The organism is Brevundimonas sp. FV1ps31S (assembly GCF_058681265.1).
In genome coordinates this window covers 128,741-152,161 of record NZ_CM178735.1, presented here as the reverse complement: position 1 = coordinate 152,161, position 23,421 = coordinate 128,741, and the positions used below count along the sequence as shown (strand labels likewise).

Here is a 23,421-nt window from a genome sequence, read left to right as displayed (position 1 = left end):
GTATCCTGACATGCAAGGTAAGGGCGGCCGGCGCGCCGAGGCGCCGGCCAAAAACTGAAGACGTGACGATCAGAAGGTGGCGGACAGTCCGACCTTGATGCTGCGACCGCCCAGATAGGTCGCCTGGGTGTAGTATTTCGGCGCGCCGTTCTCGCCGCCGAACGTCTGTTCCAGATCCGGGTCGTCCGTCCCGTTGAGCAGATCATTCGCCTCCACGAAGACGCGGAAGCTGCCGAACGCAGGCCGAAGATAATATTCGGCGCGGAAGTCCAGGGTCTCAACGCCCTCGGTATAGACGCTGAGGCCGCGCGGCTGAAATGAAGCCAACGCCCGAGCCTGGTAGCCATAGGTCAGCGTGGCGTCGATATCGTACTTGTTATAGGTCAGCGCCGCCGTGCCTGAATATTCGGGCTGCTGCGAGAACGGCAGGCCGGTGAACTGGTAGACATGATCCGGATCCGGATCATAGGCCCAGTTGTAGCGGTCGGCCCGCGAGCTGTGCGTGTAGGTGTGGTTCATGAATACGCCGAAACCGCTCCAAAAGCCGGGCAGGAAGTCGAACCGCCGCTCGGCCTGCGCCTCGATGCCCCACAGTTCAGCCACCTCGTCGCTGTTCACCGGGCTGCCGCCGACGATGAACACCGCGCTCGGATTGTTGGGATCGAAATAGGGCGCGCCATTGAAGTAGGGGTGGTCCGGCAGGGTCACCGACTCCAGCACGGCGGGTCCGTTGGTGATATTGGTCTGCAGCAGATTGTCGATCCGCTTGTAGAAGGCGCTGACCTTGAAGATGCCGATGCCCGAGTAATATTCGGCGCTGATGTCGAAATTGTCCGTCGTCGCCGGATTCAGGTTGGGATTGCCGCTATTGATCTGCAGGATCGGCTTGACCCCTTCCGGACCAGGGATCGGGAAGTTGATGAAGGCGATGCGGGTCTCGCTGGACAGCTGACCGATCGAAGGCCGGGCGACGGACAGGAAATATCCGCCCCGGAAGATCAGATCGTCGCTCCAGCGATAGTTGAACAGCACGCGCGGCAGGAAATCCTCGGCGGTCGTCTCTTCGGTCACCAGGCGGGTGAACTCGTTCTGGAACGTCAGATCGACACCGATCCCGCCCCCGTTCTCCGGCAGGATCGGTCCCGTATAGACGGGAAAGCTGAGATTGGTCGCCGCCAGCTTGGTGCGGTTGTAGCGGACGCCCCCGATGACCTCGAGTTTGCCGATGTCCAGCCGTGTCTGCACATAGGCGGCGAAGTTGGTCTCTTCCGTCTTCTGGTTGCCCTGGTCGGGGTGCGGCACGATCGGCGTCAGGGTCAGGCCTGAGGGACCGCCGGCGATACTGCCCAGATTGTCGACGAAATTCCGCAGCGTCCCTTCGCTGAGGGTCGAGAAGCCGGCGCCCGACAGACCGATGCGCGACAGGTCCGACGGCGTAAAATCGAAGCCCAGGGCGGAGACCGGAATATTGCCGCCCAACTGGCTGCGGACCAGATCGCTGCGGAACTCGGTGCCCTCGTAGAAGGCGCCGACCTCGACATAGTTCAGGAAGCCATGACCCCGCGTCCAGCGGGCGCTGCCGCTGGCGGTGTAGCGATCATTGCTGCCCTCGGTCTCGTCGATCTGACCGCTGGCGTTGTCGATGGCGAAGGCGGACGGATCATTGACCAGGGCCCAGCCGGCGGCGCTGAGCAGGGGCAAGGGTATGCCGTTTCCGCTTCTCGGACCGAACCCCGTGGCGATGGAGCCGGTTTCCGGATCGAACGCCTCCGGCAGGAACAGGCTCTCGGTGGCGTCGCTATCGGGCATTCGCAGCTGGACGCCGAAACTGGCCGGGTGGGTTTCGGTCCCGTGGGCATAGCCGGCCAGATACTTGAACTCGAACGCGCCCAGCGTCGTCTTGCCGTTCAGACTGTAGGTATCGGTGACCTTCTCGACGTCCCGGTCGTAATAATAACCTTGGGATCGCGAGATGGCGGCGTTGCCCGGCGTCAGATCCAGCACCAGTTGCGCGTTCGCCCCCTGCCCCGGCACGACGGCGTACTCGGCGCCGGTGGAGAAGGTGTCCGACAGCGAGAAGAAGTCGGTCGTCGCCTGGGAATGCTGGAGGTCGAGCTTCAGGTTCGTGTGGCTGGCGATCTTCCATTCGGCCGACAGGGTCAGGGCCAGGTTTTCGGTGTCGTCGTGATAGAAGTGGGTGACCACGCCACGCGGATAGGCCGTGTCCTCGCCCTCGATGAAGGGGAAGTTCAGCAGCGGGTCGATCGCGTCCAGCGTCAGGATCGGGTCGCCGTCGGCGTCCAGAGGCAGGTAACGGCCGAACGTCAGGGCCCCGCCGTTTCCGCCCGAGTCATAGGCGATCGATCGGGTGCTCTTCTTGCGGTACTGGACCGAGGCGCTCAGGCCGAAATTCTGGCCGAAGGCGCCGGCGACCGTGCCCGAGGCGAGGAAGTCCTCGTTGAAGTCCTTTGGCGTCCGCCCCCCCTCCACCAGGAAGTTCGCATAGCGATGCGGCCGGTCGAGCGGCGACATCGTCTCGATCTCGATCAGGCCGCCGGTGCCGGAGCTATCCTGGCTGGGCAGCAGCGACTTGTTGATCGTGATCCGGCTGACGGAATCGGCCAGCAGGTTCGACAGATCGGCGGACCGGCCGACGCCGTTGCCGACGGCGAGATTGACCCCGTTCAGCTTGACCGCGTTCATGTCGGGCTCCAGCCCGCGCACGACCACATTGGCGCCGTCGCCGGTGACCGAGTTTCGCTGGAAGGACACGCCGGGCGCGCGGCGCAACGCCTCCGCGAAGGTCGTTCCGGTGAAGTTGCCCAGATCGTCTGCCGAAAGAACATCGGCGCTGTTCTCCGCCGTCCGCTGCAGGTTCAAGGCGTTGGCGCGAGCGCTGCGCGAACCGAAGACCACGATTTCATCGACCGCCCCCGACCCCGGCTCCCGCAGGGCGAAGTTCTGATCGCGCGTCCCCCCCGCAGGGATGGTCACCATCTCGATGAGCGGCTCATAGCCCAGAAAGGAGATTTCGACTGTGTAGTCGCCCGCGGTCAGCGCCGTGAAACGAAAATTGCCGAAGCCGTCGACCGTCGCTGTCTGGCCCGTCTCGAGCAGACGCACCAGCGCGCCATCCAGTCCGCGCGCGCTGTCCGCGACCGAGACATGGCCGACAAGCGCGCCCTGCCCCGCCGCCTGGCCCGCCGCTGGACCGCTGACAATGAAGGATCCGCCGTCCGTGAGGGCGAGCCTCAGCCCCGACCCTCGCAAAAGCGCCTCGAAGGCCGCCTGAGCGGAATAGCGCCCCTGCACGGCCGGCGCCGTCTTTCCGCGCACCAGATCACTGGAAAAGACGACGTTGGTATCGGTCTGCGAGGCCACAGCCCGGAGCGAGACCTCCAACGGCTGGCTTGGCAGGTCGAAGACATAAACGGCCTGTGCGTCGGCGGCGGTCGCCGACAGAACAAGCATGCTGGCGCCGGCGGCCAGTGCGAAATTGCGTGAAAACATGGATCCCCCAATGAGGGCGCACTCCCAATACGCCCGCATCAAGAGAGACGATATTCTTCCGACAAACCGACACTCTCTGGACATAAAAAGTTCATTTTTGCGTCCGTCAGCGCGTTATGTGCACGTTTTCACCCCTTTTTTCAGTTCTCAGCCCGTGCAGCTGGGCCACCGCTTCCGCGAAATCCGCGGCATTGGTCGCGAAGACCCCCGATACTGGAAGCGCGGCAAGGCGCGGGTCGTCCACCATGATCCCAGGCCCGCCATACCGGTTCAGTTCGGTCACCGCCGTCCCGAGCGGCGTATCGCGAAAGACCGCCTGCCCCCGGCGCCAGGCGGTGGCGACCTCCACGGATTCAGGCTCGACGCGCGCAGGCCCCGTCGCCGGTTCGGTCAGCTTCTCGCCGGGGCGCAACATCACCACCGCATTCGGCGCCCCCCGGTTGCCCGCCTTGTCGTGCGAAACCGCCACCCGCCCCTTGATGAGGGTGACCACCACGTCCTCGCCGATTTTGCGGACAGTGAAGACCGTGCCGATCGCCATGACCTTGGTGTCGCCCGCCACGACCACGAAGGGCCGCTCGGCGTCATGCGCCACCTCGAACATCGCCTCGCCCCGGTCCAGCGCGATCCGGCGTCGGTCGGCGTCGAACCGGACGTCCACGCGCGTGTCGGTGTTGAGGGCGATGCGACTGCCGTCCGGCAGGGTCGCCACAGTCTGCTCCCCAGGCCGGGTGGCGTAGGCGCCGGCGTCCGCCAGCGACCACCAGAGCGCGCCCGCGCCCGCCAGCACCGCCAGGCAGGCGGCGATCGCCATGGGTCTCAGATCGCGCTTGCGCGCGACAGGTCCGAACGGGATGTGCTCCCGCGTCTGAACAGCGGCGCGGGGCAGGATCGCCCAGACCGTGCTGGCGCGCTCGAACGCTTCGGCGTGCGCCGGGTCTTCGGAAAGCCAGGCGTCCAGGGCCGGCTGCACCGCCCCGTCGTCGCCCTGGAGCCGCGCCAGCCAGGCTGCGGCCTGGGCTTCGAGATGAGGGGAGGGCGTCAGGCGGCTCATGGCTGCGCCATCCATTGCATCAGTTGCAGGGTCGCCCGCGCGACCAGCTTTTCCACCGCCGCGACCGTCATGCCTTCCGACGCGGCGATTTCGGCATGGCTCATGTTCTCCAGCCGTCGTTTCAGCAAGACGCGCCGCGTCCGTTCCGGCAATCGATCCAGGCCGGCGGCGACCTGGCGCAGCCTCGCTCTGGCCTCCATGATCTGGACTGGATCCGGCGATGTGTCCGGAATCTCATGAAGCATCGCGCCATCGGCCAGCGGGAGCCGACCGGCGCGGCGCTGTCGATCGATCGACAGGTTCACGGCCGTTCTGACGAGAAGCGCTTCCTGGGACTGGACGGCGTGGAGGCGCTGGTAGGCCTCGACCTTCAGAAAGGCCTCATGCACGAGCTCGTCCGCATCCTGGTCGGCGATGCCCTGCCGCAACACGGCGCGCCTTGCCTTCCTGAGCATGTCGGTGATCGTGGCCACTTCGGATTCCCGCCTTCACCCTATAGACGCTCGAACAGGCGAAATCCGACACGCTCCGCGCGTGTAGATTTTTTGCGGTCCCTGCCCAGGGCGAAATCGCGTGCGATTTCCAGGCCGAATCCCAGCCTAACAGAGACACAGGGGCGCGTCGCTCGACAAGCAGCGATGGCCTTGCGGCGGCTCTTACGGGCGATAAGTCTCATCAAACAGGCAGGGCGCCCCGTAGCGCGGGCTGGCGTTTTCGCAGAGGGCGGCCACAGAACGGGCGTCGGGCTTCACGCCCTGGTCGATCCACAGCATCAGGGCTTCGAAGACCGCCACATACTCCGGGGCGCTCAAGGCACTGTGGGCGGATTCATTGGTGAAGGTCTGGACCAGAAGGTGGGAACGGCCGGCGGCCGCCACTCGATCACGATAGGCCGCCTCGTTCGAGACGAAGGCGGTGGCGTCGTACTTGCCGTGAATAGTCACGGTCGGCGCGACGATCATGCCGGAGAGGGCGGCGTCATAGGCGAGACGCGCCACCGCCATCGGGTCTGCGGAGAAGCGCTCCACTCCGGCGTTCAGAGCGGCGTCATCGTGCGACCCGGCATAGACCGTATCCACGTTGGAAAAGGGATTCAGCCCGTCCAGTCGCCGCTGCACCAGATCCTGAAACAGGAAGGTGGCCCAGGCCAGATGACCCACCAACTGATCTTCTTCGACGCCGACCACATTGAGGATATCGGCCAATCTCTGCCTCTGTTCAGGCGATCGCTCGGCGTCCGGCAGACCCACGCCGGTGCAGGTCTTCACCCTCTCCGCCAGTTCGGCGCGGGTCATGCGAGCGCCTTCGGGCAAGCCCTGCCAGACCGGATACTGAATTTCGTCAGGCGACGGATGGTTATAGCAGTAGTACTGATAGACGGCGCGCAGATCCGCTCGGAAGCTGTAGGCCTCCGTCCCGCCGGCCAGCACGCCGCTCGTCAGGACAACGCCGTCCCAGACCACCTGGCCCTCGGCGTCACGCGCGTAGAGTTCGGCCGCCTTGGCGGCGACATTGCCGCCCCAGGACTGACCGTGAAGGATCGTGCGGCGCGGTCGCCCGAAAGCGTCCCAGAATATCCGGCGCAGATCGTTGGTGTCCTCGGCCGCCATGCGAACCCCATAGCCGCCCCGACGATAGGTGGACCCCGCCCAGGCGAAGCCCTCCTTCACCGTCATGGAAAACCGTTCCAGGTCTTCCAGCGGATCGTTCGGTTCCGGCATGGCCGTGCGCGGGCCGCCGTGGGCGTGAACGACCAGCGTCCCGTTCCAGTCCTTCGGCACGGCGATCCAGTAATAGCCGCCCTTGGCCGCCCGCCCCGACCAGCACCGCGTCTCTTGCGGCAGGAAGTCGGGACAGGCGGCCGGGTCCGGAGAGGGATCGGATACGGTGGCGGCCGGCGGGCCGACCGGCCGGGCCTCCTGTGCGGCGGCGAAGGGCGCGCCGATCAGCGTCAGGGCGGCGGCGGCCGCCAGCATCGGGATCGAGCGCATCCTTCGCCTCCTCGGATCAGAACGTCTTGGAGACGTTGACGTACCAGTAGCGGCCATAGGGACGGTACAGCGACCCCAGATACCCGTCGGAGGTCAGGGGCGGCTGTTCGTCGGTGATGTTGCGCGCGCCCAGGCGAACCGTCGTGCCCGAGGCGAAGCCGTAGCCGTCCTCGAACTCGTACTGGCCGTACAGGTTTCCGGTCAGCTGGCTGTCGACCGTCCAGGAATCCCCCGCGTCGCTGAGGAAGCCGGTTTCGGTGACCGAGCTGATGTACTGGGTGAAGGCGCCGACCTGCACCGGGCCTTTCGACCAGGTGAAGGAGCCCGACATCCGCCACTCCGGCCGGCCGTTGCGGGCCAGCAGGGTCTCGGAAATCGGCAGGGGCGTGTTCTCGTTGATCAGCCCCTGTTCGCGGCCCTCGAACAGGGAGGCGACCAGCGGCCCGGGCGAACGGTTGAACTCCATCAGGTGCGCCGCATTCAGGCTGGCCCGGAAGTCGCCCCACGGCGTACCGCGCAGTCGCCATTGCACGCCGATGTCCAGGCCTTCCACCGTCTGCGGCAGCAGGTTGATGAACTGATCCTCGATCGAGGTGATCTGGCCCACCGGCGTGATGCCGCTGCCCTCGAAGAAGGCGATGTCGTCGGCGGTCACGGGGGCGCGGTTGACGTTGTCGTTGGTCGTGCCCTGCAGGATGTTCAGATAATCCAGCACGACGTTCGACTGGGCGCCCAGCAGGCCGACGATCTTCTCCTGCTCGATCTTCCAGCGGTCGATGGTGAAGGTGAAGCGGCCGAACTGCTCGGGGATGAACCAGGGCTGGAGCACCAGGCCGATCGACTGGTTGGTGCTTTCTTCCGGCTCCAGATCCGGATTGCCCGACACCAGCAGCGAGGCGCTGGCGGGTTGGGAACATTCGTTGAAGTTCGCGATCCGGCCCAGTCGTAGGTCGGCCTCGCAGCGGATGTAGTCATTGTTTGTGGACAGGCGCGCGTACTGCGCCGCGTTGGTCTGCTCCAGGTTCGGCGCGCGGAAGCCTTGGGAATAGGAACCGCGCACGCGGACGCCGTCAATGATGTCCCAGGCCAGGGCGACCTTCGGCTTGGCCACATCGCCGAAGTCCGAATAGTGCTCGTAGCGGCCGGCGACCTGCAGATCGAGGCTGCGGACCAGCGGCACGTTCATTTCGGGCGAGACCACCGGCACGGCGAACTCGATATAGGCCGAATAGACCTCGCGCTCGCCATAGGTGTCGGGATTGGAGCTGACGGCGGCGATGTTCGACAGACTGGTCTCGCCGCTTATGGCGTCGACGAAGACATTGGTGCCGTCCAGATCCTCGTCGCGGTCGTCGCTCTGGGTCTCCCTGCGGGCCTCGACCCCCAGGGCCATGCCGACGGGGCCGCCCGGCAGGGTGAAGACGTCGGGACGGCTCAGTTTGAAGTCCCACAAGGCCAGGGTCGTCTTGGACACCCGCGTCAGGTCGGTGGTGATGGCGTCGATCGCCGCCTGCGAGCTGGGCGTGCAGTCGCCGCCGCTGGTGTCGTCGACACATCCTCCGCTGAAGGGATTGTAGGCGTCGGGCGTGGACAGGGCCAGGCTGGCCTGAAGCGCGGTCAGGTTGACCGCGTTCGAGCTGTCGGTGGCCTCAGCCTCCGAATACAGGATCGCGCTCTCCCAGTCGAAGCCGCGCCATTCGCCGCGCAGGCCGCCCAGGATGCGTGACTGCCAGTTGTCGACCTTCACGATCTGCTCGCCCAGGTCGCTGAAACGGTAGCGGACCAGCTTCACGTCCGTGCCTCCAGCCGGGACATTGGTCAGGCCCGGCAGGCGGTTGGGGTTGAGCGTCCCATCGGCGAAGGTGACCGGACCGAAGGGGTTCCAGTAGTTGCTGGCCGGAATCCACAGCTGGTTCAGCAGGATGGTCGGCGGCTGGATATTCTGGGTCGTGGCCGCGTAGTAGCCCAGTTCGCCAAAGGCGGTGACGCCGTTGTCCAGGTCGTAATGGCCCGAAACAAACAGGTTCAGCCGTTCGGCGTCGGGCGAGACCGTCGTGCCCGGCGCGGTGTCATAGCGCAGTTCGCGCCCGGCGCCGCTGTAGCTGATGTTGCCGCTGGCCAGACAGACGTCGCCGCCGATCGGCGCCGTGCATCCGAAGTCGGACGGCTGGTTGTGGAAGGCGCCGGCGGTCGTCGTCAGATTGGTCGTGCCCTGGCGCACCCTGAACGGGGTCTGGAAATTGGCCCACGAGGTGTAGGAGGACCGGGCGTCAGGGGCGGTGGACGTCTCATAGCCGGGCACATCGGCGAACAGGGCGCTGCGATTGTCGGACGCGGTGTAGTCCATGTCCTCGGCGCGCTGGGCGGTGCGGTCGGTATAGTCCAGGAAGCCCGAGATATTGCCGCGCTCGAAGTCCTTGCCCGCGAACAGGCCGAAGGAGAACTCGCGTCGATGGGTGCCCTCGGCGCCGCCGTACTGGGCCTTCATCTCCAGGCCGTCGAAATCGTCCTGAAGCACCGTATTGACCACGCCCGCCACGGCGTCGGCGCCATAGATGGCCGCGGCGCCGTCGAGCAGCACCTCCAGCCGCTCCAGGCCCGAGACCGGGATGGCGTTGGAGTTGTAGCTCAGGACCGGCACGGTGCCCGTGTCGGACGTTCCCTGGCTGGTCGGGTGCTGGACGATGCGGCGGCCGTTCAGCAGCACCAGGGTGTTGCCGACGCCCAGTGAGCGCAGGTTGACCGAATTGACGTCGCCGCGCGCCGCGTTCGACGTCTGGGGATTGTTGGCGCTGGAAAACAGCACGTCGCCCATCTGCGGAATGGAGCGCAGCAGGTCGTCGCCGCTGACCGCGCCGGTGGCGACAATCTCCTCCTGCGTCACGACTGTGACCGGAAGGGCCGCCGTGGTCGAGGCGCCGCGGATTTGCGAGCCGACGACCACGATCTCCTCGACCTGGGCGGATTGCCCGTCCCGCGGCGTGGTCGCCGCATCCTGGGCCAGGGCCGCGCCGGCCGACATCAGCAAGACGGCCGAGGCCGCGCCCGCCATCAGGGTGAACTTGGATTGCATCTTCATCTCTTTCCTCCTCCCGGGTCGCCGTTGTGGCCGGCGATCCCCCTCCAGAATTCGTCCCCGCGGTCAGTCGTCCGCGAGGACCAGATCGTCTCCCGGCCCCGCCGCCGGGTCCGGCTTGGCGGCGATAGGCCTGGGTTGTCCGTTCAGCGCAGCGTCCAGGGCGTCGCGGTCCAGCGCGCCCTCCCAGCGCGCCACAACGACGGTCGCCACGGCGTTGCCGATGAAATTGGTCAGGGCCCGGCACTCGCTCATGAAGCGGTCGATGCCCAGGATCAGGGCCATGCCCGCGACCGGCACGTCCGGCACTACCGACAGGGTCGCGGCCAGGGTGATGAAGCCCGCGCCGGTGATGCCCGCCGCCCCCTTGGACGACAGCATGGCCACCAGCAGAAGCGTGATCTGCTGCCAGATCGTCAGGTCGATGTTCAGCGCCTGGGCGATGAACAGGGCCGCCATGGTCATATAGATGTTGGTGCCGTCCAGGTTGAACGAATAACCGGTCGGGACGACCAGGCCGACCACCGACTTGGCTGCGCCCGCACGCTCCATCTTGGCGATCAGGCTCGGCAGGGCGGCCTCGGAGCTGGAGGTCCCCAGCACCAGCAGCAGCTCTTCCTTAAGGTAGCGGATCAGCTTCAGGATGTTGAAGCCGTTGGCGATGGCGACCAGCCCCAGGACGCCGACCACGAAGATGATCGAGGTCAGGTAGAAGGTGGCGATCAGGGCGGCCAGATTGGCGATCGAGGCGATGCCGTAGGCGCCGATGGTGAAGGCGAAGGCCCCGAAGGCCCCGATGGGCGCGGCCTTCATCACGATGGCCACCAGCTTGAAGACCGCGACGCTCAAGGTCTCGAACAGATCCAGCACCGGCTGGGCGCGGTCGCCGATCAGGGCCAGGGACACGCCGAACAGGATCGACACGAACAGGACCTGCAGGATGTTGCCGGTCGAGAAGGCGCTGATCAGGGTGTCCGGGATGACGCCCATGAGGAAGCCGACGATGGTGCTCTCATGCGCCGCGACGGCGTACTGCTCCACCGCCCCCGCGTTCAGCGTGGCGGGGTCGATGTTCAGGCCGTCGCCGGGGCGCACGATGTTGGCGATGATCAGGCCGATGATCAGGGCCAGGGTGGAGAAGGTCAGGAAATAGGCGAAGGCCTTGGCGGCCACCCGGCCGACGCTGCCCAGGTCGCGCATCCCGGCGATGCCGGTCACGATGGTCAGGAAGATCACCGGCGCGATGACCATCTTCACCAGCTTGATGAAGCCGTCGCCCAGCGGCTTCAGGCTTTCGCCGAAGACCGGCCAGAAATGCCCGATCGCCGCGCCCAGGACGATGGCGACCAGCACCTGGAAATAGAGGTGCCGATAGAAGGGGCGGCGCACGACGGCCGCCGTCTCTGACGCGATGGGGATCAAGAAGGTCGCTCCTGACGGCGAGCTTGAAGCTCGCGGATTTCCTCGGCGTGCTCTTCGTCACGCTTCGGCCTCAGTCTGCGTCAGGCGTCTCCGGTCACCAACACGGCAGCAGAAAGATGTTAAGATACTGAAATATTTATATAAATACCGACCCATCGCCTGGACCGCTGGTCTGAATGTGTAGAAATCCGCTCAAGATATGGCCAACTTGTGCGAAATATCGCACATTTGAATCATGAGCCATTCCGCCCCGACTTCCTCCGCCGCAACGCCGAAGGCGCGCAATCGGCGGGCTTTGGCGCTGTTGGCCATGGTCTGGCTGATCGCCAGTCTTGCGGGGGCCTACGCCGTGGGCGAGACGGCGCGGCGCAACGCGTCGAACGTCCTGGCGCGTCAGTCGGAAAACGCCGCCGCTCTTCATGCGGCTGTTCTGCGCAGCGAGCTCGAGAAATACCGGTCCCTCCCCCCCGCCATGGCCACGGACCCCGATGTCGGTCGCCTGCTGAGGGCGCCGGACCGAGCGGACACGACGACCTTGAACCAGCGGCTGGAGACGCTGGCCGATCAGACCCGCGCCTCAGCCATCTATGTCATCGCCGCCGACGGCGTGACGCGGGCGGCCAGCAACTGGCGCCGTCCCGTCAGTTTCATCGGCGCCGACTATGGGTTCCGCCCCTATTTCATCAAGGCCATGCGCGACGGGGCGGCCGAGTTCTTCGCCCTGGGCACCGTCAGCGGAAAGCCCGGCCTTTTCCTGGCGCGACGCGTCGTCGACCCCGCCGGGCACGCCCTGGGCGTCGTCGTGGTCAAGGTCGAATTCGACGCCCTGGAGGCCGAATGGCGCGCCTCGGGGGAACCCGCCTATGTCGCGGATCCCGGCGGCGTGATCCTGATCACCAGCGTCCCTGCCTGGCGTTTCCGCACCCTGCGTCCGATGGACGCCGCCAGCCGCAGACTGACCCTCGCCGACCAGACCCTCGGCCACAGCGCGCTGACGCCGCTGGCGTTCAGGACGCCTGACGAGGGTCATCCGCAAATCGTCGAGGCGCCGGTCGACGGCGCCCCCCGCCACTGGATGCACGCCTCGTCCCGGACCGCGACGCCGGGCTGGACACTGCACCTGCTGACGCCCACGCGTGGCGCCATCGAGGCCGCGGTCGCCAATGCCCGCGCCATCGCCGCCCTGCTCATCACCCTGGTGTTCGGCGTCCTGGCCGTCCTGCTACGTCGCCGTCAGCTGGCCGCCGCCCGTCAGCGCGCCGCGGAAGCCGCCCGTCGCGACCTGGAACGGCGCATCGCCGAACGCACCCGCGACCTCAGCGAGGCGAATGCGGCGCTGAACCGCCAGATCGAGGAGCGCCTGCGCGCCGAGGCCAGCCGCGAAGTCCTGCGCAACGAACTGGTGCAGGCGGGCAAGCTGGCGGCCCTGGGCCAGATCGCCGCCGGGGTGGCGCACGAGATTAACCAGCCGGTCGCCGCCATCCGCACCCAGGCCGAAACCGCAGCCGCGTATCTGGAGCGCGACCAGGCTCCGAAGGCGGCCCGCGCCCTGGGCCGGATCGGCGATCTGACCGCGCGCATCGGCGCCATCACCCAGGAACTGCGCGCCTTCGCCCGCAAGAGCGACGCCGGCGTGTCATCCGTCTCCGTGAACGAGGCCGTCGACGGCGCCCTGCTCCTGCTCGGCGGCCGGTTGCGTCAGGCCGGGGTCCGGCTGATCCGAAACAAGGACCAGGACGCCGTCGTCCTGGCGGATCGATTCCGGCTGGAACAGGTCATCGTCAATCTGATCCAGAACGCGCTGGAAGCCTTGGAGACCACCCCCAACCCCGCCGTCACCTTGTCCCTCAAAAGCCTGGGCGAGCAGGTGGAGCTGATCGTCGCCGACAACGGCCCTGGCCCCTCCCCTGCCATCCGCGAGCAGCTTTTCACCCCCTTCGTCACCGACAAGGCCAATGGGCTGGGGCTGGGACTCGTCATCAGCCGCGACATCGTCGCCGCCTTCGACGGCGAGCTGAATCTACGCCCCAGCGACGTCGGCGCCGCCTTCGTCGTCACCCTGCGGAGCGCATGATGGATTTTCCGCGTCTCGACGCCGTCGCCCTGATCGAGGACGATGACGACTTCCGCGCCGCCCTGGTCGAGCGGCTGGAGCTCGAGGACCTGACCGTTCACGCCTTTCGGTCCGCGGAGGCGGCCCTGGTCGAGATCGGCGCCGATTTTCCCGGCGTGGTCGTCACCGACCTGCGAATGCCCGGCATGGACGGGCGCCAGTTGCTGAGCCGTCTGCAGACTCTGGATGCCGCCCTCCCCGTCATCCTGATCACCGGCCACGGCGACATCACCGAAGCCGTGGCCGCGATGAGCGCCGGCGCCTACGACTTCGTGGCCAAACCCTTCGCCTTCGATCGCCTTCGCGCGAGCTTGAAACGCGCGCTGGAGAAGCGGGCGCTCGTGCTCGACAATCGCCGCCTGACCGCCCTGTCGTCCGAGGCCGGGCTGGAACTGCCGCTGCTGGGCGAAAGCCGGGCGATCCGGGCGCTTCGCGGCGCCATCGCGCAGATCGCGGACGCACGCATGGACGTGCTGATCGAAGGGGAAACGGGCGCAGGCAAGGAGGCCGTCGCGCGCGCCCTGCATTACAATGGCCGCCGCCGCCTCCAACCCTTCGTCGCGGTGAATTGCGGCGCGCTGCCCGAGGGTCTGATCGAGAGCGAACTGTTCGGCCATGAGCTGGGCGCCTTCGCCGGGGCCCTGCGCCGCCGCGTCGGCCATGTGGAGCGGGCCCACAACGGCACGCTCTTTCTCGACGCCGTCGACACCATGCCCCTGTCGGTTCAGGTCAAGATGCTGCGCGTGCTCGAGGAGCGAGAAGTCCATCCCATCGGATCCGACACGCCGCGCGTCGTGGACCTGAGGGTCCTGGCCTCCTCGACCGGCGATCTGGGCGAGGCGGTCGCCGACGGCCGCGTGCGGGAGGACTTCTTCTACAGGCTCAACGCCGTACGTCTGCGAATGCCGCCGCTGAGAGAACGCCGCGAAGACATTCCCCTGTTGTTCGCCAGCCTGTTGGCCCGTGCCCAGATCAGGCCGGACGGCGTTGTTCCATCGCTCACCGACGCCGTCCGCTCCCGTCTGCTGGAGTCCGCCTGGCCCGGCAATATTCGCGAGCTGTCCCACTTCGCCCAGCGTTTCGCCCTCGGTCTCGAAGACCCCGACGACGCCGCAGACGCGCCGGACAACGGGCTTGCCGACCGTGTGGCGCAGTTCGAAGGCCGCATTCTTCACGACACCCTGCAAGCGACGGCAGGGGATGTGACGCAAACTCTTCGCCAGCTGAAAATCCCGCGCAAGACGCTCTACGACAAGCTCAAGCGGCACGGGCTGAAGCCCGCCGACTTCCGCCGCCAGGAACGCCAGGCCCGCTGATCCGCACACCCGGGCGCGGCCATAGGGAAACCCTAGGGTTCCAGCTCGATGTCCCAGTACAGGAAGCGGAAAACGCCTAATCCGTCGCAATAAACCCTTGAGCGTGTTGATGAATTCCGCACCGACGTGGAGCGGAAGAACCCCGTGGTCACCCTATGGTCACCACGGCGGCGGCAATCGCGAGCGATTTCCAGCCTGCTGGAGAACCTACCAGAATGAACGACGAAAGTCGCCTCGGCCGCTCTGCGAGACGCCCCGTGCGTTCATTGCCGCAGACAAGACGTAGACACCTGAGCTAAGCGGGCCCGATGGTCTACCGACTTGCGATTTTCGATTTCGACGGCGTCCTCGCCGATAGCGCCGCATGGTTCGTCGCGCAGCTGCCAAGCCTTGCCGAACGCCACAGTTTCCGCTTCCCGGACGAAGCGGAGGTCGAACGTCTTCGGCGTCTGCCGACGCGCGAAATCGTGAAAACCTTGGGTGTGTCTACCATTCGATTGCCGGCCATAGCGGCCGACCTGCGCAAGAGGATGGCAACCGACGCCGCCCAGATCAGGATGTTCGACGAGACGCCCAGGATGCTGCGGCGGCTGCACGACCGAGGCGTCCGCGCGGCTATCGTGAGTTCGAACAGCGAACAGAACATCCGGACGATCCTCGGTGCGAGCGCCTCCCTCGTTTCTACATTCAGCTGCGGCTCCTCGCTGTTCGGCAAGAGCGCCCGTTTCTCATCGCTCCTGAAAAGGTTCGACCTCCCTGCCGATCAGGCCTGCGCTGTGGGAGATGAAGTCCGGGACATCGAAGCGGCGCATCGGGCGGGCGTCGCCGCCGTCGCCGTCGCATGGGGCTACGCCGCTCCCGAGGCCCTGGCCGCCGCTGCTCCCGACTACATTGCCTTCACTCCGGCCGACGTTGCCGACTTTCTCTTGGCTTGAAGGCCGCTGTGCGCCAGCAGCGGGTTTGGGTCCAGGTTCACACAGCGGACATGGCGACAGGCGCTTGGCGGCGCTGAGGAGGCCACGCCTCGCTCACGACACCACTGCTACGCAGTCCCGTTGTTGAAGTGACCAGTCCGAGATTGAAGCGGCCCGCCACCGCCGCGAACCCCGACCACCCCCGGCATTGTATCATGTAGGCCGAGCCTGTCCTCACTCGTACTCAGGGCATGTGTGCGGCTCGATGGACTCCGCACTGTACTCATGTTACGGGTACGAATGGTCGCCCATCCACCGTCTTCAACGCCGCCGCCCCACAGCCAGCTCGGACATGCGATCTCGGTAGCCCGGGTGCGTGCTGGTTATGCGACCCAAGCGGACTTGGCGCTCGCGCTTGGCGTCAGCCAGCAGTCGGTCTCGCGTTGGGAAGCCGGAACCCATCGCCCGGCACCGGCCCAGCTGGACAAGCTCGCCAAGGCGATTGGCCTTAAGGTTCCGGACCTGAAGGTGATGGCCGGTTACGCCACGCCCTCAGGCGTGAGCTTCGTTAAACCCCTGCCCGTCGACAGACTGGACCCGGAAACCTTCGAACAGATCACGGCTGTGGTGGTCCAGGATCTCGAGCCGGGCCTGCACGTCCGTCGGCTGGGCATGACCGGCCACGACCAGGGGGGCGTGGACGTCGAGGCGACCGACAAGGACGGGCACCGCGTCATGGCCCTCCAGTGCAAGCGCATGGCGCAGTTCGGGCCGGCGCACGTCGACGCCGTCGTCGCGGCCTTCGAGGGCGAAGCCGACCGGAAGATCATCGTCCTCAGTCGCGTCGCCAGCCCGCAGACGGCGGCCAGGGTCAATGCCCATCGCGGCTGGGAGCTCTGGGACAAGGACGATCTGACCCGGCTGTTCCGCACCCTGGCGCCCTATCGGCAGGACCAGATCGTCGACACCTTTTTTCGCGGGCAGAACCTCGAACTTCTGGGGCGGCCCGGCCCGGGCCCGTGGTCCGAGGTCGACGCCTTCTTTCAGCCGTTCAGCCAGCCCGACGCCCTGTTCACCCATGACTGGGGCCTAGTCGGCCGCGAGTCCGAACTCGACGCGCTGACCGCCAGCATGGCCGATCCAGCGACGCCAGTGACCCTTCTCTGCGCCGCTGGCGGGATGGGAAAGTCGCGCCTCCTGCTGGAAGCGGCCCGCCGCCGCCGAGACGCCGATCCGGCCACCCGCCTGTGGTTCCTCTCGACGACCGCCACTGTGGGTCATGCCGATCTGGCGGCCCTGGGGCCCGGATCGAAGATCGTCATCGTCGATGACGCCCACGACCGCGACGCCTTCGGCCTGCTGTTCGAGACCGCCGCCGACCCGGCGAACCAGACCCGCCTCGTGCTGGCGTCGCGACCCTATGCCCGCCAGCGTCTGAAGCGAGAGGCGTCGGTTTTCGGCCTGACCCCGGTCGAGGTGACACTTGACGCGCTGAACACGGAGGCCCTGACGGCGCTCGCCGGTCACATGCTGTCCGCCCTAGGCGAGAGCGACGCCTGGGCCGACGCCGTCGTGGGGATCGCCGGCGGATCGCCGCTAATCCTGTCCATGGCGGCGCGGATCCTGTCGCGCGAGCCGATGGCGCCGGAACGGGTCAAGAACCAGGAGGCCCTGCGCAATTTCGTGCTAGGCAAGTTCGCCGACGTGGTGAAGGGGCGGCTGGGATCCGGGGGCGACGAGGCGATCAGGCTCAAGGTTCTGGAGCTTCTGGCCCTCGTGCAACCTTTCCATCCCGAGGACCGGCAGCTGCTCAAGCTGTTCGAGACGGTTCACGGCATTCCGTCCCTGGACGCCGAACGTATCATGAGCGGCCTGGTCGAGGGCGGCGTGGCGCTTCGCCGGGGTGCCCAGCACCGGCTGATGCCCGACGTCATGGGTGACTATCTCATCGACGAGGCCTGTCTCGTCGGCGGCCGGCTCTCGCAGTTCGCGGAAGCGGTCCTCGCGGCGGCGGAGTCCCGCCTGCTGGTCAATATCATCATCAACCTGGGCCGCCTGGACTGGCGCCGGACCGATGGAGACACCGCCAACAGCCATCTGCTGGACGCGGTATGGCGGAGCCTCGAGTCCATCGAGACCGACTACGACGACCGGCTGGAGGCCGTTCGCACGGTCTCGGTGTTCCAGCCGCGTCAGGCGCTGCGCTTCGCCGCCCATCTGCTGAAGCGGGGGATTGGCCTCGCGATCGTCCCCGAGATCCTGCGCAACGTCGCCTACACCGCCGACCATCTGCTCGAGGCCGTCGCCCTTCTGTGGGACCTTGGCCGCACCGACTACCGCAAGACCGGCCCCCACCCCTCCCATCCGATGCGGGTGCTGACGGAGATGGCCGGGTTCGAGGACGGCAAGCCGCTCGAAATCAACGACGCCCTGCTGGCGTTCGCACTGGATCGAGCGGCCCGCAGCGACGGCTGGGACGGCGCCTACACCCCCATCGATCTGCTCCAGCCTTTCCTGGCAACCGAAGGAGTGCGCAACCGGGCGACCGCCCGGGGGGTCAGCCTCACCCCCTACCAGCTGCGCTACGACCTCCTGCAACCCTATCGTATGCGAGTTATCGAGGCGCTGTTCAGCCTGCTCGGCCGCCCCGAATCGCGCGTGGCCCGGCTGGCGGGGATGGCGTTCCAGAATGTCCTCCGCGCGCCCATGGGGCTGATGGGCAATGACCCCTCCCCCGAAGCCCAGGACCTGTACGACGTCGAGATGATCGGGGTGCTGCAGCGTCTCGAGAGCGTCGTGCGGGCCGGCCTTGGCGACACGACGGCCCTAGCCCTGGCCGCCGCGGTCTCCTGGCACGCCGATCATGGACTGAAGACACGCGCGGCCGCCGAAGCAGTGATGTCCGCGCTCCCGGACACCTTGGCCTTCCGCACCCGCGCGGCTCTCGCCGACGGCTTCGGAAACCTGTTTCTCGATCGGCAAGACATCGACGGCTGGTCGGAAAACCTCGACGCCTGGATGGCGGCCATGGGCGACGCCCTCGCCGCCACCTTCCCGCAGCCCGCGGCGCGCCTGGCCTTCGTCGAGGCCGCCATGGACGACCTCACCCAGGCGGGGACGGAGCTGACCTCCGCCCATGTGTTGATCTCGACGCTGACGCAGCGCGACGTCGCCTTCGCCGAGGCCCTGATCGCCAACGCCGAGGCGCGCGAGCAGGCGCCGACCGCCCCCTTCAGTCCGGCGGCGGCGCAGTCCATCCGGCAAGCCGATCCGGCGCAGGGCCGGCGGATCGTCGAGCGCTGGCTGGACGGGGAACGGGCGGACCTGCGTCGCGGCGCGGCCCTGGCCTATATGGGCAAGTTCGAAAGCATCCAGCCCGAGGATCTGACGCTCGTCCGGCGCATGCTCCAGGACGCCGATCCGCTCGTGGTGCTGGGCGCGCTGCGCGCCTTCTGGTCGTGGCGGCCTGCCGATCCGAGGCTCGTCCTCGACCTGGCGTTCGGCGCGCGGCTCGACGATCCCCAAGTCCTCGACCAGGTCGCCATGATCGCCGGTGGACAGGGCGGAGAACGCCTGACCCTCGCGACCCCGGCCCAGGTCGACGCCTTCCTCAAGGCGGCCGAGCCGATCCCCGAGATCGACGGCCACTGGATCAACCAGACCATCGCCGCCTTCTCGACCCTGCACCCGAGACGGACGGCCGCTTTCTTCCGCGCGCGGGTCGAACGGTCGGTGGCGGACCCCTTCGGATTCCGGGCCGCCAACTACGGCCCCTGGCGGCGGGCGGGTCTTGGCTTCTCCACCTCTGCCGCGAGCGCGGAAATCCTCCAGGAGACCTGGGACTGGTTGCGCGAGAACTGGCACCGGGGTTTCGAATTCCAGCATGGCGCGACCCATCTGTTCGACGCCATGTATCTGTCGGACGCCCACCGTCTGGTCGACTTCTTCGATCCGCTGCTCGCCACGGCGGGCGGCACGGAACTGTCCCTGATCTCGGCCTTGCTCCGCGAGGCCCACTACAGCTTCGTCCTCGACAAAGACGGCTTCGTCATCCGCTTCCTGGAGCGCTGCGCGGCGATCGATCCGGACCTCGCCCATTTGGCGCGGCAACGGCTCTACGGCGGCGCGACCTCGGGCATGTACTCGGGCGCGCCGGGCGAACCGATGCCGCGGGACATCAAGACCCTCGAGCGCGCAACGGCCATCCTCCACGACCTGTCGCCGATGTCGCCGGCCTGGGAGCTCTACGACTGGATCCGCGATCATGCGGGCAACAACATCGAACGGGCGCGCCAGGAAGGCGCGATGATGGACGAGGCATGACCCAGGCCCAGAACGAGCGACTGCGCCAGGAGCGCGAGGCCTTCGATCTCAACAAGGCGCAGTCGATCGGCTGGTTTCGCCTTCAGCTCCGCATGAGCTACCTCATCCTCAGCATCCTGGTCGTCATCGCCTTGGCCTGTTTGGCGATCCTGCTGGCGCCGCAGGGGCGCTATCCGGCCATGACCATCGGCTTCGCGGGCGGCGTCCTGTTCGGCGACCTCGTCGGCCTCGCCTTCCTCGTGGTGAAACTCGTCCTGTCGCCGGTCAAACGCCCGACCCTTCAACCGGTCTCCTCCGCGTCGAGACGTGCCTCGCTGTAGTCAATGCCAGCCAACGTCCGGATCGGCCCGTGTTCGGCGGTCCGGTCTGGGCACACGCGAGGATTCATTTTGAACGCAGCTTGACCGTGTGTTAGGTTCGAACAAATAATGAACAAGGCCATTCCATGGGTGAGAAAATTTCGTTCGCGGCCGGAGATCTTGTCAGACTGAAGTCCGGCGGGCCTCTGATGACCGTGGAGAGCGTCGGAACGCGGGCGGCGACGGGACAGACCGAGGTCTGGTGCGTCTGGTCCGACCGGGTCGGCGCCAAGCAGGTCGTTCAGCGCGACACCTTCCCGCTCGCGGTGCTTGAGCCGTCCCAACGGCCGCAAGCCACATTCGGCCGCATCATCCGCTGATGATCCGGGCCGCCTTCATTGGAATCGACCGCCATTCCGATCCCCTGGTGCGGGATCTGAACGGGGCAGTCCGGGACGCCACGGCGCTATGGGCCGTGTTGAGCGATTCCATCGACGGCATGGCGGCCGCCCTGATCACCAACGAACACGCGACCCTGGCGGCCGTCACGCGCGCACTCGACGAGACCCTGGGCGCTGCGACGGAAGACGATGTCGTTCTCCTGAGTTTCGCCGGCCACGGCACGCCCGACCACCGGCTGGTCCTGACGGACACCCGCGCGGATGATCTGCCCGTCACGACGCTCGACATGGCGGATCTCGCCCGTCGCTTCCGCGAGAGCCGGGCCCGGGCCGTCCTCCTGCTCCTGGATTGCTGCTTCAGCGGCGGGGCGAGCGCCCGGGTCCTGGACCTCGGCGTCGCGCCAAGGGCGGTTGGTCTGCCCTTGGCGGAGGTGGCGGGTCAGGGCCGGGTTCTCTTCGCGGCGTCGGCACCGGATGAACCGGCGCTCGAAGATCCGCAGACCCGGCACGGCCTCTTCACCAAGGCGATCCTCGACACCCTGCTGCTACGCACTGAACCGGTCGGCGTTCTCGGCCTGGCCGAAGAAGTCGTCGGCCTCGTCCGGGCCAGCGCCGCGCGGTTCGGCTATCAGCAGACCCCGGCGGTTTTCGGCCATGTCCAGGGGGAGCTGTCCCTGCCGCCTGGCCAGCGCGGCGCGACCTATTACGCAGCCTTCCCCGATCTGGCGCCGGTCCGCACGACCGGGCGGTTCGCCGAACTCGCCGGATACGGCCTGCCAGACGCCGTTCTCGGCAGCTGGAACGCTCGCTATCCCGACGGCCTCAACACGTTGCAGATCGAGGCGGTCAACGAACACAACATCCTCGGCGGAAGCTCTCTACTGGTCGTTGCGCCGACGAGCGCCGGGAAGACCTTCGTCGGGGAAATGGCCGCGCTCCGGGCGGTCGCGGAAGGCCGCAAGGCGGTGTTCCTCCTGCCCTACAAGGCCCTCGTCAACGAAAAGTACGAGGACTTCTCAGCCTACTATGGCGAGGAGCTGAGCCTTCGGATCGCGCGCTGCAGCGGCGACTGGCAGGATCAGGTCGGTGATGTCCTGCGCGGCAAGTACGACATCGCCTTCTTCACCTATGAGAAGTTCCTTTCGCTGTCCTTAGCCGCCCCCCATCTGCTCCACCAGATTGGTCTGGTGGTGCTGGACGAGGCCCAGTTCATCACCGAACCCGGTCGCGGGATGGTCGTCGAGCTCCTGCTCACCAGCCTGCTGTCGGCCAAGTCACGCGGCGTGGCGCCGCAACTGGTCGCGCTCAGCGCCGTCATCGGCGACGCCAACGGCTTCGAACGCTGGCTGGACTGCGGCCTGCTCATGACCACGGACCGGCCCGTCCCCCTCGCGGAGGGCGTCATCGACCGGACCGGGATGTGGCAATATCGGACGCCCGACGGCGGGATCAACAGGGACCCGATGCTCGACCGGCATCAGATCCGACAACGTGGCGCGCGCCCCTCGTCCCAGGACGTCGTGGTGCCCCTCGTGCGGCATCTCGTGGGACTCGGCGAGAAGGTCATCGTCTTCCGCAACATGCGGGGATCGGCGAGCGGTTGCGCCCTGTATCTGTCACGGGAGCTCGGACTTCCCCGGGCGGCGACCGTCATTGATGCCCTTCCCGACGGGGACCGGTCGGCGATGTCGGACAATCTTCGGACGGCCCTAGAAGGCGGAGTCGCCTTCCACAACGGCGACCTTACCCGTGACGAGCGCATTGCGGTCGAACATGGATTTCGCCGGATAGACGGCGGAGTCCAGGTGCTCGTCGCGACCAGCACCGTCGCCGCCGGCGTCAATACGCCCGCCTCGACCGTCGTCATCGTCGAGACAGCCTTTCCCGGGGCGGGCGAACCCCAGCCCTATACGGTGGCCCAGTACAAGAACATGGCCGGTCGCGCCGGCCGTCTCGGCTACGAAGCCGAAGGCAAGGCGATCGTCATCGGCGAGACGCCGTTAGAGCGCGAGCGGTTATTCCGACGCTATGTCGAGGGCGCTCCAGAATCGGTTCAGTCGTCCTTCGACGAACGCGCGCCCGGGACTTGGGTCATGAAACTCATGGCCCAGGTGCGCGAGGTCCCGCGGAACGCCGTGGTCGATCTGGTTGCCAACACCTACGGGGGATTTCTGGCCATCCTCCGCGACCCCGAATGGCGCGCCCGTATGGCCGCGCGTCTGGACCACCTGCTCGACCGCATGATCGCCGAAGGTCTGGTCAACGCCGAAGGCGAGGGTCTACGCCTGACCATGCTCGGTCAGGCCTGCGGAGAGTCGCCGCTAGAGCTGGAATCCGCCCTGCGGCTCGTCGAGCTGATCCGCGCCCTCCCCGAGGGCCGGGCGGGTCCGGAGACTCTGCTGCATCTGATTGAAGCCCTGCCGGAGCGCGACGCCGATTACACGCCGCAAAACCGTCATGGCGAAGCCGTCTGGGGCCAGCGTCTCGCCGGCCGTCTCGGCGCCGATCTGGCCCGGCTGCTGCGCCGGGGCGCCGGCACGGACCGGCTGTACTACGCCCGGTGCAAGCGAGCCCTGATCGTCTCGGACTGGATCGACGGCGTTCCGACCAGTCAGATCGAGGACAGCTATTCGACCAATCCGTTCTCGCGCATCGGGCATGGCGACATCCGGGGCTATGCCGACGGCAGCCGTTTTCTGCTCGACGCCGCGGTTCGGATCGCCGCGATCATTCTCGACGGTCAGGACGGCGAGCTCGCGGTGGATGAACTGATCAAACGGCTTGAATTGGGCATTCCAGCCGAACTGCTTCCCCTTCTGACCCTGCCGGTCGTTCTGACCCGTGGCGAGCTGCTGCAGATGAGGCAGGCCGGACTGATCCGCCTGGAACAGATCGGCGGGCAGTCCGAAGCCGCCCTACGCGGGCTTCTCGGCGAGCGGGGACGCACGCTCTTCCGCCGCCTGCATCCGGACGACGTTCCGGCGGCCTAGGTGAGCGCGGAA

13 protein-coding genes are annotated in these 23,421 nt (G+C 66.9%); 7 read left to right on the top strand and 6 right to left on the bottom strand.

Translation table 11 applies throughout. The features are described from left to right. Nucleotides 1–69: 69 nt before the first annotated feature. From ACVPT3_RS00710 to ACVPT3_RS00685, 6 genes are all read right to left on the bottom strand, one after another. Complete coding sequence (locus ACVPT3_RS00710; RefSeq protein ID WP_492042324.1) at nucleotides 70–3,510, bottom strand: TonB-dependent receptor; 3,441 nt, start codon at nucleotides 3,508–3,510, stop codon at nucleotides 70–72. A 106-nt stretch (nucleotides 3,511–3,616) separates the two neighbouring features. After that, the gene (locus ACVPT3_RS00705) at nucleotides 3,617–4,564 is read right to left on the bottom strand and encodes a FecR family protein (protein ID WP_492042323.1); all 948 of its coding nucleotides are present in this window, start codon (nucleotides 4,562–4,564) and stop codon (nucleotides 3,617–3,619) included. After that, nucleotides 4,561–5,037, bottom strand: coding sequence for an RNA polymerase sigma factor (locus tag ACVPT3_RS00700; protein WP_492042322.1), 477 nt, complete (start codon nucleotides 5,035–5,037; stop codon nucleotides 4,561–4,563). The genes ACVPT3_RS00705 and ACVPT3_RS00700 overlap by 4 nt, the downstream gene beginning before the upstream one ends. Before the next feature lie 183 nt (nucleotides 5,038–5,220). Further along, complete coding sequence (locus tag ACVPT3_RS00695) at nucleotides 5,221–6,555, bottom strand: alpha/beta hydrolase (protein ID WP_492042321.1); 1,335 nt, start codon at nucleotides 6,553–6,555, stop codon at nucleotides 5,221–5,223. 16 nt (nucleotides 6,556–6,571) lie between these two features. Continuing rightward, nucleotides 6,572–9,634 carry a TonB-dependent receptor domain-containing protein gene (locus tag ACVPT3_RS00690; protein WP_492042320.1) on the bottom strand — a complete coding sequence of 1,021 codons (3,063 nt, stop codon included), beginning with the start codon at nucleotides 9,632–9,634 and terminating at the stop codon, nucleotides 6,572–6,574. A gap of 63 nt (nucleotides 9,635–9,697) precedes the next feature. Next, entirely contained in the window at nucleotides 9,698–11,053 is a 1,356-nt protein-coding gene (locus tag ACVPT3_RS00685) for a dicarboxylate/amino acid:cation symporter (protein ID WP_492042319.1), read from the bottom strand. A 235-nt stretch (nucleotides 11,054–11,288) separates the two neighbouring features. Here ACVPT3_RS00685 and ACVPT3_RS00680 point away from each other — a divergent pair, with 235 nt between their 5' ends. The 7 genes from ACVPT3_RS00680 (at nucleotide 11,289) to ACVPT3_RS00650 (ending at nucleotide 23,409) form a co-directional block, all read left to right on the top strand. Further along, nucleotides 11,289–13,127, top strand: a complete 1,839-nt coding sequence (locus ACVPT3_RS00680; protein ID WP_492042318.1) for a sensor histidine kinase — start codon at nucleotides 11,289–11,291, stop codon at nucleotides 13,125–13,127. Beyond that, complete coding sequence (locus ACVPT3_RS00675) at nucleotides 13,124–14,482, top strand: sigma-54-dependent transcriptional regulator (protein ID WP_492042317.1); 1,359 nt, start codon at nucleotides 13,124–13,126, stop codon at nucleotides 14,480–14,482. The genes ACVPT3_RS00680 and ACVPT3_RS00675 overlap by 4 nt, the downstream gene beginning before the upstream one ends. Nucleotides 14,483–14,790: 308 nt before the next feature. Then, nucleotides 14,791–15,417 (top strand): HAD hydrolase-like protein, encoded by a 627-nt coding sequence (locus tag ACVPT3_RS00670; RefSeq protein WP_492042316.1) that lies wholly within the window; start codon nucleotides 14,791–14,793, stop codon nucleotides 15,415–15,417. A gap of 264 nt (nucleotides 15,418–15,681) precedes the next feature. Then, nucleotides 15,682–19,719: a helix-turn-helix domain-containing protein gene (locus ACVPT3_RS00665; RefSeq protein WP_492042315.1), complete on the top strand. Its 4,038-nt coding sequence runs from the start codon at nucleotides 15,682–15,684 to the stop codon at nucleotides 19,717–19,719. Further along, nucleotides 19,716–20,039 (top strand): hypothetical protein, encoded by a 324-nt coding sequence (locus tag ACVPT3_RS00660; protein WP_492042314.1) that lies wholly within the window; start codon nucleotides 19,716–19,718, stop codon nucleotides 20,037–20,039. The genes ACVPT3_RS00665 and ACVPT3_RS00660 overlap by 4 nt, the downstream gene beginning before the upstream one ends. Nucleotides 20,040–20,164: 125 nt before the next feature. Continuing rightward, nucleotides 20,165–20,398, top strand: a complete 234-nt coding sequence (locus ACVPT3_RS00655; RefSeq protein ID WP_492042313.1) for a YodC family protein — start codon at nucleotides 20,165–20,167, stop codon at nucleotides 20,396–20,398. Continuing rightward, entirely contained in the window at nucleotides 20,398–23,409 is a 3,012-nt protein-coding gene (locus tag ACVPT3_RS00650) for a DEAD/DEAH box helicase (RefSeq protein WP_492042312.1), read from the top strand. Before ACVPT3_RS00655 ends, ACVPT3_RS00650 begins: the two co-directional genes overlap by 1 nt. The last annotated feature ends 12 nt before the right edge of the window (nucleotides 23,410–23,421 follow it).

Coding starts and splice junctions, on each gene's coding strand:
- ACVPT3_RS00705 (WP_492042323.1), bottom strand. CDS start 4,564: ATGAGCCGCCTGACGCCCTCCCCTCATCTCGAAGCCCAGGCCGCAGCC.
- ACVPT3_RS00680 (WP_492042318.1), top strand. CDS start 11,289: ATGAGCCATTCCGCCCCGACTTCCTCCGCCGCAACGCCGAAGGCGCGC.
- ACVPT3_RS00690 (WP_492042320.1), bottom strand. CDS start 9,634: ATGAAGATGCAATCCAAGTTCACCCTGATGGCGGGCGCGGCCTCGGCC.
- ACVPT3_RS00665 (WP_492042315.1), top strand. CDS start 15,682: ATGTTACGGGTACGAATGGTCGCCCATCCACCGTCTTCAACGCCGCCG.
- ACVPT3_RS00675 (WP_492042317.1), top strand. CDS start 13,124: ATGATGGATTTTCCGCGTCTCGACGCCGTCGCCCTGATCGAGGACGAT.
- ACVPT3_RS00695 (WP_492042321.1), bottom strand. CDS start 6,555: ATGCGCTCGATCCCGATGCTGGCGGCCGCCGCCGCCCTGACGCTGATC.
- ACVPT3_RS00650 (WP_492042312.1), top strand. CDS start 20,398: ATGATCCGGGCCGCCTTCATTGGAATCGACCGCCATTCCGATCCCCTG.
- ACVPT3_RS00670 (WP_492042316.1), top strand. CDS start 14,791: ATGGTCTACCGACTTGCGATTTTCGATTTCGACGGCGTCCTCGCCGAT.
- ACVPT3_RS00655 (WP_492042313.1), top strand. CDS start 20,165: ATGGGTGAGAAAATTTCGTTCGCGGCCGGAGATCTTGTCAGACTGAAG.
- ACVPT3_RS00660 (WP_492042314.1), top strand. CDS start 19,716: ATGACCCAGGCCCAGAACGAGCGACTGCGCCAGGAGCGCGAGGCCTTC.
- ACVPT3_RS00710 (WP_492042324.1), bottom strand. CDS start 3,510: ATGTTTTCACGCAATTTCGCACTGGCCGCCGGCGCCAGCATGCTTGTT.